Origin of the sequence: Actinomadura scrupuli, assembly GCF_050971785.1 — a bacterium.
Classification (GTDB): Bacteria; Actinomycetota; Actinomycetes; order Streptosporangiales; family Streptosporangiaceae; genus Actinomadura_E; species Actinomadura_E scrupuli.
In genome coordinates, this window is the sequence record NZ_JBPCCU010000010.1 from 125,381 (window position 1) to 139,063 (window position 13,683).

General features: G+C 67.2%; 13 protein-coding genes. 7 read left to right on the forward strand and 6 right to left on the reverse strand.

The window, feature by feature from the left end; genetic code table 11:
• Positions 1–10: 10 nt before the first annotated feature.
• From ACRYCC_RS34915 to ACRYCC_RS34925, 3 genes are read right to left on the reverse strand one after another with little or no spacing between them, the layout of a single operon-like run.
• On the reverse strand, positions 11–1,009 hold the full coding sequence (locus ACRYCC_RS34915; protein WP_433818169.1) for a hypothetical protein: 999 nt from the start codon (positions 1,007–1,009) through the stop codon (positions 11–13).
• A complete protein-coding gene (locus tag ACRYCC_RS34920) occupies positions 1,006–3,246 on the reverse strand; it encodes a hypothetical protein (RefSeq protein ID WP_433818170.1) in 2,241 nt (746 codons plus the stop codon). The genes ACRYCC_RS34915 and ACRYCC_RS34920 overlap by 4 nt, the downstream gene beginning before the upstream one ends.
• Before the next feature lie 17 nt (positions 3,247–3,263).
• Positions 3,264–4,436, reverse strand: coding sequence for an AfsR/SARP family transcriptional regulator (locus tag ACRYCC_RS34925; RefSeq protein WP_433818171.1), 1,173 nt, complete (start codon positions 4,434–4,436; stop codon positions 3,264–3,266).
• Between the two features lie 110 nt (positions 4,437–4,546).
• Between ACRYCC_RS34925 and ACRYCC_RS34930 the strand changes: the two genes are divergently transcribed.
• A complete protein-coding gene (locus tag ACRYCC_RS34930) occupies positions 4,547–4,753 on the forward strand; it encodes a DUF397 domain-containing protein (protein ID WP_433818172.1) in 207 nt (68 codons plus the stop codon).
• A gap of 55 nt (positions 4,754–4,808) precedes the next feature.
• On the opposite strand, the gene ACRYCC_RS34935 is transcribed toward ACRYCC_RS34930, so the two are convergent.
• Positions 4,809–5,705 (reverse strand): helix-turn-helix domain-containing protein, encoded by an 897-nt coding sequence (locus ACRYCC_RS34935; protein ID WP_433818173.1) that lies wholly within the window; start codon positions 5,703–5,705, stop codon positions 4,809–4,811.
• A gap of 275 nt (positions 5,706–5,980) precedes the next feature.
• Between ACRYCC_RS34935 and ACRYCC_RS34940 the strand changes: the two genes are divergently transcribed.
• Positions 5,981–6,838, forward strand: a complete 858-nt coding sequence (locus ACRYCC_RS34940) for an effector-associated domain 2-containing protein (RefSeq protein WP_433818174.1) — start codon at positions 5,981–5,983, stop codon at positions 6,836–6,838.
• 428 nt (positions 6,839–7,266) lie between these two features.
• Here the strand turns inward: ACRYCC_RS34940 and ACRYCC_RS34945 are convergent.
• Positions 7,267–8,060, reverse strand: a protein-coding gene (locus ACRYCC_RS34945; protein ID WP_433818450.1) for an IS5 family transposase whose coding sequence is annotated in 2 segments (ribosomal slippage) — positions 7,267–7,727 and positions 7,727–8,060 — 795 coding nt in all. Because the reading frame shifts where the segments join, the coding sequence is not laid out codon by codon here.
• Positions 8,061–8,593: 533 nt separating this feature from the next.
• The gene (locus tag ACRYCC_RS34950) at positions 8,594–9,781 is read right to left on the reverse strand and encodes a helix-turn-helix domain-containing protein (protein WP_433818175.1); all 1,188 of its coding nucleotides are present in this window, start codon (positions 9,779–9,781) and stop codon (positions 8,594–8,596) included.
• Between the two features lie 170 nt (positions 9,782–9,951).
• On the opposite strand from ACRYCC_RS34950, the gene ACRYCC_RS34955 reads away from it, so the two are divergent.
• From ACRYCC_RS34955 to ACRYCC_RS34975, 5 genes are read left to right on the forward strand one after another with little or no spacing between them, the layout of a single operon-like run.
• Positions 9,952–10,857 (forward strand): AAA family ATPase, encoded by a 906-nt coding sequence (locus ACRYCC_RS34955; RefSeq protein WP_433818176.1) that lies wholly within the window; start codon positions 9,952–9,954, stop codon positions 10,855–10,857.
• The gene (locus tag ACRYCC_RS34960; protein WP_433818177.1) at positions 10,847–11,323 is read left to right on the forward strand and encodes a hypothetical protein; all 477 of its coding nucleotides are present in this window, start codon (positions 10,847–10,849) and stop codon (positions 11,321–11,323) included. Before ACRYCC_RS34955 ends, ACRYCC_RS34960 begins: the two co-directional genes overlap by 11 nt.
• Positions 11,320–11,823 (forward strand): hypothetical protein, encoded by a 504-nt coding sequence (locus ACRYCC_RS34965; protein ID WP_433818178.1) that lies wholly within the window; start codon positions 11,320–11,322, stop codon positions 11,821–11,823. Before ACRYCC_RS34960 ends, ACRYCC_RS34965 begins: the two co-directional genes overlap by 4 nt.
• 22 nt (positions 11,824–11,845) lie before the next feature.
• Complete coding sequence (locus ACRYCC_RS34970) at positions 11,846–12,712, forward strand: CBASS oligonucleotide cyclase (protein WP_433818179.1); 867 nt, start codon at positions 11,846–11,848, stop codon at positions 12,710–12,712.
• Positions 12,709–13,662: an S-4TM family putative pore-forming effector gene (locus ACRYCC_RS34975; protein WP_433818180.1), complete on the forward strand. Its 954-nt coding sequence runs from the start codon at positions 12,709–12,711 to the stop codon at positions 13,660–13,662. The genes ACRYCC_RS34970 and ACRYCC_RS34975 overlap by 4 nt, the downstream gene beginning before the upstream one ends.
• Positions 13,663–13,683 lie beyond the last annotated feature (21 nt).

The following is a 13,683-nucleotide window of genomic DNA, read 5'->3' on the forward strand; positions in this document are numbered from 1 at the left end:
CCCGGCCCCCTCAGCGCTCGTCGCGAGGTGGCCGCACCCGGCTCGGCGTAGGAGATGGAGCGTCGTCGAGCTCGTCATCCTCGAGCGGCGGCTCCTCGTCGTGCAGCCGGGCCCCGTAGACCGGACCGCCGTCCTCGATCCCGCGCCTGGCCCGGCGGACCCGGCTGGACCCGGTGCCGCCGAACGCCACGCTGGACCCCTCGTCCATCCGGCGCATGATCGACTGCTCGGCATCGGCGAAGTCGAACTCCTCGCGTCTGCGGCCGGAAGCGCCCATCACCGTGTCGAGGGTCTTGCGCAGTTCCTCGCGTTCAGTGAGCTCGGCGCCCGCGATCCAGTCAAGGACGGCCGCCGGACCCCGGGTCTCCAGCATCTCGGCCAGCAGACCCTCGGCTCCGTCCCGGCGCAGCATGCCGAGATTGTTGTCGCGTTGCATGGCCCGCAGGCGATTGTCGCGCCTGACCTTGCGGTAATCCTGGCCGTTGGCGAGGTTGACCGCCGGGTCGACGATCAGTTCGACCTGGACGCTGCGCAAACGGAAGGCGGCGTCGCCGGTGATCGACTCGAACGCCATGTTGAGTGCCTGCTCGGCCTGGTGGAATTGGGAGATGTCGAAGGTCCGTGCGATCTTCCGCATCCACTGATGGATCGGGGGGCTGAGCGCGGCGGTCACGTCGCGGATGCCCCGGGTGACCACCACCGCCGGATCAGCGACCCGGCACACCAGCGTGACCCGCGAATGGAAGGAGAAGCTCGGATCGTTGGTGACCAGCGAGGAGTCGAACGTCAACTGGTACTCCGTCAGGTTCACCAGATAGCTGTACTGGTAGGCGCCCATGTGCGAGGACGGGATGGGCTCGCCGTGCCGGAAGGAGACCGGCGCGCCCTCGTACGGGAGCAGCACCAGCGCGCTGCCGGCGTTCGGCGCCTTCAGCGGGCTGAGCAGCCGCAACAGGGTCAGAGTCTTGATCTCGATGATCGGGTCGTAGGTGGTGGGGGGTCGCATCATTTCGGGGTCCTCGTCGAGGTCGAGTGCGTCAACGCCGCGTGGACGGCCTTCGCGCCGGGGGACGGCCGGACGGGATCCCGCGCCCAGCGGTCGAGGTGATAGGTGATCCGTTTGGCCTGACGGGGGTTGAGAGCGGCGACGCCGAGCAGGAGTTCGCTCAGCGCCTCCCGGGCGCGCGCGTCGTGGTCGGCGTGGTCGGAGAAACAGCGGCGCAGCGCCGTCAGCGCGTAGTCGCGGGCAGTCTCGTCACCGAGCGCCCGGCCGAGCAGCCGGGTCAGCCGCCGCCGGTTGCGCCCGTGGTCGGCGATCACCAATGGGGCGCCCGGAGCCCCTTCAGGCTCGCGGGTCCAGGGCAACGGCGCGAAGACGGTGAAAACGAAGATCAGCAATGCCTGCTGAACGATCTCCGGGTCTCCGACCGGGTCCGACCACTCGACGAGCGCCCGCAGAGCCTCTGTGTCGCACTCCAGCTCTATCAGCCTGCCGACCCCGTCCGCGGTGGCGCCGAGACCACGCCACGTGTCGTCGTCGAGCCCGCACCGCAGGATCCGGAACGCGTGCTCGGGGCGATCGGCGCCCAGTGGCCCGCCGACCGTGGCCGCGGCGGTGGTACGAAGCCGCAGCCGCGGGTTGACCTCGTCGGTCCACAGGTCGAGTTCTTTCCAAACGATGTCGGTGAGGTCGGGGTCGGCACCGAGCATCGCCATCGTCATGGCGGCGGACTCACGGACGCGTTCGCTGTCGTCGGCCGCCCACGGGCGCAGGTAACGGCGGACCGCGTGCACGTGGTCGTGGCGGGCGAACAGGCTCATCGACACGGCAGTGCTCGTCCGCACCTCGAAGTCGGGGTCGTTGATGAGCCTGCGGATCCACCGCAGCAGTGCCTCGCGCTCACCGTCGAGGTGAAGCCAGGCATACTCCAGAACGGCCTCGCGCAGTGTCGCATCGGTGAACCGGACGCGCTCGGGGTCGCCGCGCCGCGCAGCCACCCTCAGTACGATCCACCGGGGGTCGGAGCCGAGCCGTTCGCGAAATCGCAGCCTGGGCGGCCGCACGTCCCCGGGGCTGGGGACGAGCAGTCTGTGCAGCTCGGCGGCGGCGTCCGAGACGGTCAGGTAGGTGGCGTCTTCGAGCATGGCGGCGGCCAGCGCGAAGGCCATCGCAGCGGGGTCGCGCTGACGGCCGAACCAGCTGCGCACCCGCGGCGCCGAGTCCCGCAACTGGGCGACCACCGTGGCGAGGTCATCCCCCGCGCGCAGCGCGTCGGCGAGGTGGACGGCGACCCGCGGCTCGGACCACTCGGCGAGGAGGGCGGCACCCCCGCCGGCGGTCACCTGGTCGACGAGCCTGCCGCGTTCGGCCGTGCTCGGACTCCTGCCGAGCACGCGACGAACGACGACCTCCATCAGGTCGAGCGCGCCGAGGGAGCTCACCACGCACGGGGAGTGCATCGACGCGTCGGCGAGCGCGCCGTCGGCCGGGCCGGTCAGCACCACCATGTGGCTGTCGGCGGTCCGGAGCCGAGCGGCGATCCGCTCGATCCAGCCGCCGCCGAGGTCCGCGGCCCGCACCGGTGAAGCATCGGATGGGTCGCTGAGGTCGACCAGGTAGGCCATCTCCTTCGTGGGAGGCTCCCAGGACGCGGCCGCCAGCTCGGCGGACGCGGGGATCTGGTAGCAGGTCCCGCTCCTGCTGGACGCCGACGTCAGCAGGTTGATCGCGGCTGCGGTGCAGCCGGCGCCGGGTACGTCGGCGAGAAGCACGAGCCGGTGCTCGGTGAGAATCCGCAAGGTGGCGTCGAACTCCGCGGGCCGGACGAAGTGCTCGACGTGTGCCTTCACCCAGGCCGCATCGAGCTCGCCCCCTCCGCCGGGTGCCGGGGTGGAGCCACCGCCCATGTTGAGGCCACCACCGAACTCCACGGAGTCCTGAAAGAAGTTGACCTTCATATGGACGTCGGGGCCGCGCTGCCCAAATCGGCGGAAGGCCTCTTTGAGGATCGCGTTGATCTGAGCGGACTCGGCGCGCGACCGAGGGTCCTCGGATTCTCGCAGGCCCTTGACCGCTTCGTCCCGTTCCTCCTCGGCCTTCCTGCGCTCCTCTTCGGCCCGGCGCTCCTCCGGCGTGTGTTCCGGCTCGGGGGCCTTCTCCTCCTTGGGCGGCGGGGCTGCGGGGCCGCGTTCGCCGCCGGCACGGTGATGACCCGCGTCGCCGGACTGCTCCGGTGGATCGGTCATGATGAGTTCCTCAGGTCCTAGAAGTTCATGTCGCCGCTGATCTGGACCTTCTCCTGGAAGATCGTCAACTTCTCGATCGTGTCGGCTCGGACACTCGCTTTGCCGTACTCGATCGGAGCGGCCTGGTCGACCAGCCGGGCAACCTGCCGGGTGAACTCGGCGTCCTCGCTCAGGAGCCGTAGCAGGCGTGCGGCAAGGGAGGCCACCGCCTCGGGGTCGTCTGGGGAGTCGCGGACCCAGGCCAGGGCGGCCCGTTCCGCCGGTTCGACGAGCCTGCCTTCAAGCGTCTCCACCAGCCGCCCGGCGGCGGGGACGGCGGCCCCGGGCCGGCTTCCCGCGGCGACGAGCTCGGCCGCGTCGGTGGCGAGGGCGGCAGGATCGTTGGTCATCTGCACTCCTGGGGCGGACTCTGGCAGGCGCAGCGCGGGGTCGTCCCACTGGATGCGCCTGTGGAGGTCGGTGAGGGTGTGGCCGGGCGGTGCCTCGATCTGCTCGTCGAGACGGAGCCGCACGCGTTCGAAGGCCTCGAGTGCGTCAGCGGTGCGGCCGGCGCGGTAGAGGGCGAGCATCAGCAGTTCGGCGAACTTCTCGTCCACCGGGCCCTGCTCGACGGCCCGGTACAGTTCGGGAATCAATCGCTGGTGCTCGCCAAGACCGAGTTCGAGTTCGAGGCAGGCAATGCGGGCTGCGTGGTGGTCTTCGGCCAGCGCCTGCCGCGTCGTGGCGGCCCATTCGCCGGGAAGCCCGGCGAGGGCCTCGTCCCCAGTCCGGGGACCGTCGCCCCACTCGGCCAGCGCGGCCCGGTAGTGCGAGATGGCGGCACGCGGGTCGGACGCGGCGCGCGCGTGCCGGAGCCCGTCGTGGAAGCGGTGCAGGTCAACGTCCTCGCGCGGAACGTCGACGCGGTATCCGCCCGCTCCGCGCGGGATCAGGTCGCTGGCGCCGACCGCGGTGAGACGGCCGCGCAGTTTCTTCATGTACTCACGGATGAGCTCGCGCGCGGTGTCAGGCGGATCATGTGGCAGCCAGAACCGGTCAACAAGCCGGTCTACGGTGAGCGGTGTTCCGTCAGCGATCAGCAGTATCGCGAGCAGGAGTCGCTCGCGCGGATGCCCGAGGAAGACCTCGTGCCCACCTGATTCGGCCGTCACCTCCTTGAGTAAGCGGAAGCGCACCCGCTTCAGTGCCATCCGACCTCCCCGGAACGACCCCGGTTACTTCCCCTGAACCTTCTCCCGTCCCGTCGGCACCTTTGATGCCAGCGAGGCGCCGAGCCTCGCAGGACGGAAAGGGACCGGAGATGACCATGCACCCGAAGTTCACGCTGGACGCCGAATGGATCAGGAGCACCGCGAGCGAGGGCTACGGCGAATGCGTCGAGGTAGCGTTCGTGACCGTCGTGTCGCTGCGGGATTCCAAGGACCCGGACGGTCCGAGCCTGTTCTTCAGCGGCTCGGAGTGGGAAGCGTTCCTGGCCGGTGTCCGCAGCGGCGAGTTCAGCCTGTGATGCTCTGACGTGGGAGGTGCCGTCGCCCTCCGGCTCGGGCACCTCCCACGTCGGCCTACCTTCGGAAGCCATCATTCCCCCCAGAGGCGTCAAGGCCCGACCGCAGTGCGCCGAGGAAGGCCCTCGCGTCCTCGTCGTACCGCGCGGCCTCTCGCAACTGCTCCCAGCGGCTCTGGTACAGCCGGACGTCCTCGACCACGTCGACCGTCAGCCGGGCGTGGATCGTCTCGACTGAAACATGCGGCTCACCGTCGGATGGGTACAGGATCGTGAAGGCGTGCGAGGCGTAGGGCGTACCGTGGGCGTCTTGCGGAATCAGCCCGATACTGACGTTGTCGAGGGTGCTCAGCGCCGCGATCCTGTCGAGCTGAGCGAGCAGCACCTCGCTGGGGCCCGGGCGCCAGCGCAGGGCCGCCTCGGTGATGAGGAAGTCGAATTGGCGGTTCTCATCGTAGAGCGCGAGCTGACGGCTCAGCCGGCCAGCGATGGCCTGGGCGAGCTGTTCCTTGCCGTAGGGCATGTCGCGCTGAATGGCGAAGATCTGGTGGGCGTACTGCGGAGTCTGGAGCAGTCCCGGCACGACGGACGGCTGGAACACTTCCAGGCGCCGTGCCGCGCTCTCGCTGCTCTGGACGACATCCTGGAGGTGAGGCCGGCCGCGCAAGCTCGTACGCCATGTGGTCACCTCGGTGAAGGCGGCCTCGGTGCAGGTGACCAGCCAGCGACGCTGACCCGACGAGGCGGCGACGGCGTCGGCCCAGCCGTTGACCTCTTCGAGGGTGGGCAGGGTGTGACCGGACTCAATGCGCGACACCTTCGACTGGCTGATCCCGATGCGCCGTGCCATCTCACGACCGGACAGCCCCGACATCCGGCGCAGGACCTGCAGTTCGGTGGCGAGCTTTTCGCGGATGGAGAGCTCGGCATCCGCCTCCTCAGTGTCTAAGACCATGCGGCAGCCTCCCGTCGAGCGTCCGAAGCTCCGCGCGCAGCTCGCGGAGCCTGACCCCATATGATGCAAGATGATTCACAATGATGCAGCGCGCGCCCTGGTGGCGTCAACCCCCGCATGACCTTCAAAGGGTGGCAAGAGTACAGAACCAATGCAGGGAGATCGGATAATTGTTCAGGAATCAGCACCCTTCCCCATCCAGAGAAGTTAAGACAAAACGGATAAAAGCTCTATAGACACCGTTTCTGGATAATGACCATTGCGATGACACAAAGATGGAGGTTGTTGAATCAATGTCACTTTTTGCCGGACACCGAGTGATCTTCGCCTGCGACATCGTAGGATTCGGTCACCACGCCAGGACCGACTCCATACAGGGCCACCTGCGCGCCGAGCTCCACACCCGAGTAGGCACCGCCTTCGCCGCCTCAGGGATTTCGCTGTCGGAGTGCCACACGGAGGACCGGGGCGACGGCCTGCTCGCCGTCGCCCCTCCAGGCGTCCGAGCGGGGACCATGGTCGCGCCACTCGCCGATTACATCGACGCCGAGCTACGCCGCCAGCACGAGGTCGCCGCCGAAGCGGCCAGCCTGCGGTTGCGCGTCAGCGTCCACGCGGGCGAGGTCTACCAGGACGAGTACGGCATCACCGGTCACGCCATCATCGAGGCGTTCCGCCTGCTAGACGCCCCGGCGCTCAAACGGCGCATCACTGAGACGCGTGCCCGCCTAGCCCTCATAATCTCCGACCGTCTCTATAACACTGTGATCCGCCAGGACCCCGGTGGCCTCAGCGATCCCGCAATCTTCGCCCCCCTACACGTGGTGATCAAGGAGACCGACACGACAGGCTGGGTCCGCCTCTTCGGTGCCTCCGCCCCCGAGCTCATCACGCTCGTGGACGGCCTGGAAGGGGGTGCCCATCAGACCCGCGACCAGCTGGCCCTGGCTCGGCGGCTCCTGACCCTCCCCGCTCTGCGAACCACGGCATCCCGTGCCAGAGTAATCGGGGCGCTGCCGCCAGACCTCATCGTCGCCCGCCAGCCAGAACCCGTTCTGGACATTTTCTGCCTTATTCAAGCCTGTTTGGAATACCCGGACGGAATTCCCCTGCTGTCAGCCGCCCTCCAGTAGTAGGCGGACTTCCAGACTGGCGAGGACGCTTTAAAGAGCGACCGCAAATCATCTCATCGGGCCTGCGGCCATAGATGAGGGGCGGCCTCCTTGCGCTGTCCTGGCCTCCCTGGGCTGGCACCGACCCCGATGCCTCCCGCACTCCGACGAGCCGGGAAACCCTCGTTGGTGTCGAGCCACTTGGCGAGCAGGCGGGTGTGCACCGCATGTATCCCGCGATGGGCCCGTCCGCGTAAGGCCGCCCGTTGCGGCTGGTGGAGGTCCACAAGTACTGGTGGTAGTGCTCGACCATCAGAGCCCTGGAGTCCTCGGTCCTCCAGCTACGGCCTGGCGGGTCGGCCAGGCCCTGTATGGCTAGACGTCTCGTTCCGAAGCAGTCTGATCATGGCGCCCCCGTCGGGTAGGCATGACCGGTTTTAGACGTCGTTTCATTTGGCAAGTTGGCGGTGGCAGATGAAGGCGGCGGCTATGGCGGCGAAGGCCAGGAAGTGTTCGGGTTTGCGTTCGTAGCGGCGGTGTAGTCGGCGGAAGCCGTTCAGCCATGACATCGTGCGTTCGACCACCCACCTGTGGCGGCCCAGGCGCTGGGAGGATTCGATGCCTCGCCGGGCGATGCGATGGGTGATTCCGCGGCTGCTCAGCCATCTTCGCAGGTGGTTGTAGTCGTAGCCCTTGTCCGCGTGGAGCTTGCCGGGTCTTCGGCGGCGGGGGCCGCGAGGGGAGCGGATCGGCGGGATCCCTCGTATGAGTGGTTGCAGGGCCTGGCTGTCGTGGGTGTTGGCGGCGGAGATCCCGACAGACAGCGGCAGTCCGGCACGGTCGACGATCAGATGGATCTTCGACCCGAACGTGCCGCGGTCGACAGGATTCGGGCCTGTCAGCTCCCCTTTTTCGTGGCGCGGATGCTGACGGAGTCGATCGCGCACCGCGACCAGTCCAGCTCGCCCCGCGCACCGAGTTCGTCCAGGACCACCCGGTGCAGCTTGGCCCACACTCGGGCGGCGCTCCACTCGGCGAACCGCCGGTATACCGTCTGCCAGGACGCCTCGAACACCGGCGGGAGCTGCCGCCACGTACAACCCGAGGTGGCCACGAACACGATCGCGGCCAGCACCTGACGATCCGAATGCCGCCGCCGGCCCCCGCCCTGCGGCCGGGACGGCGCTTGCGGCACCACCCGCTGAAACAGCTCCCACAACTCATCGGGAACCAAACGCTCCACGATCGACACCGCAGCACACTACGACAAACCCAAATGAAACGACGTCTAAGGGAAGCAAGCACTATTCTCGGCGGTGCGCTGGATTGGCAACGATTGGAGTCAACTACTCAGTATCGATACCCACATCGAATGTGCACCCGCCTGGTTCCCAACCTCGATCGTCGCCGCCGAAATCCGGCGCCAGTACCCGGACCTGCAAGCGACTGACCGGCACAGCAGCACGCGGGACGGCGATGTCACTCGGGACCTGGCTGCTCAGGTCCTCTCCATCGAGTCCCAGCCTGCCTGATCGCCATCGGTCGTGGTCGGCACCGATCACGTCGACAACCTCATCGAACCCGCAGTATGCCGCAGATCATGATGCCCCCGCCTCGTAGACGCCGTCCTCGGCCTAGCGACCATCTCCCGGTAAACGGAAGCGGGCAGTTAAGAGGTATTACAACGACTCACCCAAGCACTCTCCAGCTCCAAACGGCGTCACTGTATCGGCTGTGATCTCCGAACCTCGGGTATTGACTGGTCGGCCCATAAAATCAGAACTCTACTCTGGGCCGTTCGCTGATATCCCGACTGAGTAGAGCCCGAACATCTGCTTTTGGGAGTCCGGAACGATTGAGAAAATCGTCAAAGGAAAGGCCGGTCGTTTCCATAAGTTCTAGTGCACGTTGCAGGAGAACCGGGACCTCCGGGTTCCCAAGAGAGCCTGGCTCTATTTTTCTCCAGCCTCGCGCGGACAGGGTTTTCCATCCCTGTGCGTAGGTGTGTTCGCTCATGACGCCGAGCGTTTTCGCTCTAACCAGAAGAGCTGCGATCGAGACGTGCCATTTTGCTTTCAAACGGAGAAACGCGGGCCAGTCAAGTCGATCCGGGAGTTCGGGTTTGATGTCGTCAACCGGCATGAGGAATGCGGCGGCGAACTCGTGAGCTTGCGCTTCCGTGGTTTTGTCCCCTATTTCTCCCGAGACGCCGTGCAGGACCAGGTGGCCTAGTTCGTGGGCTGCATCGAAGCGAGAGCGGTCACGCAGGCCCTTGTCGGCCCCGAGAGCGACGACGGGCCGGTCGGGGAAGTCGACGCAGAATGCGTCAACCTTTTCGATGCTGACGTGGAAACGGACGACGATGATTCCGCTCATCTCCAGCAGTCGTACGACGTCGTGAACCGGGCCGCTTGGCACGCTCCAATGGTCGCGGACCTGGGCCGCCGCTTGTTCGATGTCGGCGGGCTGAAGTGGCTGCCCTTCGTCAATCGGGATACGCGGCAGGTTGAGGTCCGGCAACGCGACGTGCTTTTCGAGCTCGAGCGCAAGTTCCCGTGCGAGGTGCACGTAAGCGAGAGCTTGATGGCGATCTCGAGGGGAGGTTGATCGAAGACTGCGGAAGAACCCGTTGACCTGGTCTTGAGCGGGGGGGCGGGCCGGTGCGGCAAAGAAGGTCGGCGGCACCCGCAACGCGACCGCGAGGCGGCGAAGCGTCGACGCGGCGGGTCTGGTGTGTCCGTTCTCGAACTGGCTGACCGAGGCGGCGGTGACGGAGCCGACTTCCCGCGCCAGTTGCACCTGGGTAAGGCCGCGAAGTTCACGCGCCATCCGCAATCTGGCCCGATCGAACAGGGCCGCGATGTCGCCGGGGTCCAGTTGCGGGTCGTTCACGTCGCTCGTCTCCGCGCCAGTCCATGTCCGCCGATCAGCGAACGATTCTCGATCTTGATGCTCCACCGGCATCTTAGGCACACCTTGGTTACCAGGCGGTCAAGTAGCTCAGCCTCACCAGGACACGCCCGAGTGAAGTATGTCGAGTGCATGTCCACTCCGTCGTGTAGCCTACCCAAGTTAAAGAAGATCTTGTTTAAATCTGAGGCGATCTGCCGCGTATGGGGGACGGAGTTGAGGGGATGAAGGTTCAGGAGTGCGTGCTGTCGGAGGAGGTGGTCACCGCCGACTCGGCGGAGGCCGCGCTGTGGGACGCCATCGTGGTGCCGGAGGCGATCAAGGAGCGGTTGCGGAACCAGACCTTGTTGTCGCTGCTCGTCCGGCCTGACCTGCCGTTCGCGGTGACGGCGTTGCACGGGTTGTGCACGCTCTACGGGCCGCCCGGCACCGGCAAGACCACCCTGGCGCGCGGTCTGCCGGCGCAGGTCGCGCGCTTCGTTCCCGGCGGCGAAGTGCGGCGGATCGAGATCAACCCGCACGGGCTGATGAGCGCCGAGCACGGGCAGTCGCAGCAGCGGGTCAGCGAGCTGCTCGGCGAGTACGTGCCGGGGCTGGCTTCGGACGGCGTGCCGACCGTGGTGATCCTCGACGAGGTCGAGTCGATGGCGGTCGCCCGCTCGGCGGCCTCGTTGGCCGCCAACCCGGCCGATGTCCACCGCGCCACCGACGCGGTAGTCACGGCGCTGGACCTCAACGCCGCCGGGCACCCACACCTGTTCTTCATCGCGACCAGCAACTTCACCACCGCTCTGGACGAGGCGTTCCTCTCCCGCTCCGATGCCGCTATCCTCGTCCCGCTCCCGGGGCCCGAGGCGCTCCGGGAGATCCTGGCCTCCACGCTGCTCACGCTCGCCGACAAGTACCCGGCGCTGGGTGATCTGGCGCGCTCATCGGCGATGAGCCGCATCGCCGAGGCCGCGGACGGGTTGGACGGCCGCCGCACGCGCAAGGTGGTCTTCGAAGCCTTGGCTCAGCGACTGGACACGGTGCTCGACCCCGGCAGCCTCACCGAAGACGACCTAGCCGCCGCGGTGCGCAACGCCGTCGCGCAGACGAACCGGCCGGAGGTGGCCCGTGTTGCGCACTAGGGAGGTGGCGGCCTCGCCCGTACGCAGTGCCAGCGCGACCTGGACGGTGATCGCGGATCTCGTTGCGGACACCGTGGCACAGTCCTCCTCACTGTCTCGCGACGAGGCGGTGCAGGCGATGTCGGCCGCCGAGGCGATGGGGCGGATGCTGATCGCGGGAGGGCACCTGCACAAGCACCCGATCACCCTTGTGGCCGGCAGGGTGCACTGCCAGATCACCACGGTGTCCGGCACGGCGGCGATAGCACTGGAGGAGAACCTCAACCCCGTCCCCGGCGCGACGGGCGCCGATGACTTCACGATCCACCTCCCGTCCCTCGCCCCGCTTCAGGAGCAGGTAAAGGCCGCCGCGAACGGGCACGCTCGGTTGTCCGACGCCGCCCCGCCTGCCCCGGAAACGAAGGCCGCCGCCTCGGGTCCGCTGATCGACCGTGAGGCCCTCCGCCGGGCGGTGACCCAGCGATGACCTCCACCCACACCTACAGCTACACCCGGACCCACACCGCCACGCACCTGACCGACATCATCCTCGGCGCCATCACCGACATCCTCGCCGACTTGGGGATCAACATGGACCGGCTGCGCCGCGAGTGGGTGCAGAACGAGAACGCGATCAAAGCGTGGATCAAGGAGGGCTCTCTCGACACGGTCGTCCTCGAATGTCACCAGCCTTCGGGTGCCGTGGTGCCGGTGATCGAGTTCCCGGTGTCCTACACGACCTCCGGCGACGGCAACGCCGAGTTCACCGCTTCTCGTGCCCGGCTCGCCCGGTTCCGGGCCAAGCTCGACCGGGTGCCCGCTGGCACCACCTACCGGCTGTTCTGCACCTTCAACGGGCCACGCACCCCGCAACCGGGCTGGGGCCCCGGCCGGCGGGCGAGCACCGACGGTCTGCGCGGCATCACCTTCGGCACCCTCGGCTCCGCCCCGCACGCCTCGACCGGCATGCGGTACTACCACAACTGAGACCACGAGCAGGAACACCGCTATGGGATACATCGACGACGCCTTCGCCAAGCTCAAGCACAACCTGGAGATCACTCAGACCGAGCAGAACGTGGCCAAGGCACGGCACGAGGTTATCCGCGACTTCGTCAAGTCGCACTGGGACCTCGCCGACAACTTTCTCACCGGCAGCTATCGGCGCGACACCAAGACCAAGAAGCTCAAAGACATCGACATCTTCGTCGTCCTCGACGCCGACGGGTCCCAGGCCGGCTTTCGAGACCAGGCCCCCATCCAGGTCATCAACGCCCTGGAGACCCTGCTGCGCCAGAAGTGGAGCGCCGCCGCGCGCGACGGCATGGCGGTCGTCATCCCCTACGGCGCCGACGACGAGGTCATGTCCATCGACGTGGTCCCCGCCTTCAAACGGAAGGACGGCGGCTACTACATCCCCAACCCCTCGGCAGGCGACTGGCTCGCGACCAACCCTAAGCGCCACCACGAGCTGAGCATCGCCAAGAACGCCGACTGCAACGGCAAGTACGTGCCCTTCGTCAAGATGATCAAGGGCATCAACCGCGAGCTCGGCGAACCCGTCTCGCCCTCCTTCCTGCTAGAGGTCATGGCCCAGTCTCTGGTGAAGCCACCGATCGAGCGCTACCAGGACGAGATCGTGCTGTTCCTGGCCACCGCCGCCGAACGCATCGGCGACGAGTGGCCCGACCCTGCCGGTCTCGGCGGCGACGTCAACGCTGTCATGAACGCCACCCAGAAACTCACCGCGGCCAACACGCTCAACCGGGCCCGCGCCATCGCCGAGCGGGCGGTCGACCTGGAGGACGACGGCCAAGACCGCGCCGCCTACGACGAGTGGAAGAAGCTCTTCGGGAACCGGATGGCCAAGCCATGAACCTCTCCACCGATCCCGCCGGCGTTCGCGGGATACCCTCCCGGGCCATCCACGAACGGCAGCTCGACGACGACATGCTGCTCCTGCAGCGCGCCGCGGCGGCAAGTCACCAACGTGGCCAGCTCTTCGAGGCCGTCCGCATCGACGCCGCCGTCGCGCTCGCCGCCGCCGGTGTCCTAATCACGCTGATCGGCCATGGCCGGACCGTGATCTCGATCGTCGGGTTCTTCTGGTTCATCGTCTCCACGTTCCTGCTCAAGGGCCTCGCCGGGAACACCGCCCGCCAAGGCGCCCTGCTCCAGGAGATGTTCGACACCGCCTTGTTCCACATGCCCTGGCGCGCCACCGTCGCCGGCGACCCGATCCCCGGCCCAGACGTCCGCCGCCTCGCACGCCAACTCCCCCAGGATGGCAAGAAGGACAAGCGCATCACCGACGGCTGGTACGACCCCACCCACGACGTCCACCACCCCTACGACGTCTTCATCGCCCAGGAACAGAACCTCGCCTGGGACGCCCGCCTCCGCCGCCGCTACAGCCACCTCATCGCCACCACCGCACTCCTGTGGACCGCCATCGGTCTGATCGTCGGTCTCGCGGTCGCGAACACCACACTGCTCGACACCCTCCTCAGCTTCTTCATCCCCTCCCTTGCCGCCTACCAGATCGCCTACGAGATCTGGTCCAGCCAGCGCAAGGTAGCCGATGAACGCGAACGACTCGCCAAGGTCGTCAACACCGAACTGAACAACGGGCGCCCTGGCCCCGTGCCCGACACCGAATGGCACCGCCTACGCAACGTGGCCCGCGATGTACAGGACGGCGTCCTCCGCACCCGCCTAGACCCCGCCCGAGTACCCGAATGGTTCTACAAACGCTTCCGCGACGACGATGAACGCGACTTCGGCGACACCGCAGAAGGCCACCGCGTCCGGCTCGCCCATGGCTGAGCACAGCGCCCTATGCCCATC

Coding starts and splice junctions, on each gene's coding strand:
- ACRYCC_RS34915 (WP_433818169.1), bottom strand. CDS start 1,009: ATGATGCGACCCCCCACCACCTACGACCCGATCATCGAGATCAAGACT.
- ACRYCC_RS34920 (WP_433818170.1), bottom strand. CDS start 3,246: ATGACCGATCCACCGGAGCAGTCCGGCGACGCGGGTCATCACCGTGCC.
- ACRYCC_RS34925 (WP_433818171.1), bottom strand. CDS start 4,436: ATGGCACTGAAGCGGGTGCGCTTCCGCTTACTCAAGGAGGTGACGGCC.
- ACRYCC_RS34930 (WP_433818172.1), top strand. CDS start 4,547: ATGACCATGCACCCGAAGTTCACGCTGGACGCCGAATGGATCAGGAGC.
- ACRYCC_RS34935 (WP_433818173.1), bottom strand. CDS start 5,705: ATGGTCTTAGACACTGAGGAGGCGGATGCCGAGCTCTCCATCCGCGAA.
- ACRYCC_RS34940 (WP_433818174.1), top strand. CDS start 5,981: ATGGAGGTTGTTGAATCAATGTCACTTTTTGCCGGACACCGAGTGATC.
- ACRYCC_RS34950 (WP_433818175.1), bottom strand. CDS start 9,781: ATGCCGGTGGAGCATCAAGATCGAGAATCGTTCGCTGATCGGCGGACA.
- ACRYCC_RS34955 (WP_433818176.1), top strand. CDS start 9,952: ATGAAGGTTCAGGAGTGCGTGCTGTCGGAGGAGGTGGTCACCGCCGAC.
- ACRYCC_RS34965 (WP_433818178.1), top strand. CDS start 11,320: ATGACCTCCACCCACACCTACAGCTACACCCGGACCCACACCGCCACG.
- ACRYCC_RS34970 (WP_433818179.1), top strand. CDS start 11,846: ATGGGATACATCGACGACGCCTTCGCCAAGCTCAAGCACAACCTGGAG.
- ACRYCC_RS34975 (WP_433818180.1), top strand. CDS start 12,709: ATGAACCTCTCCACCGATCCCGCCGGCGTTCGCGGGATACCCTCCCGG.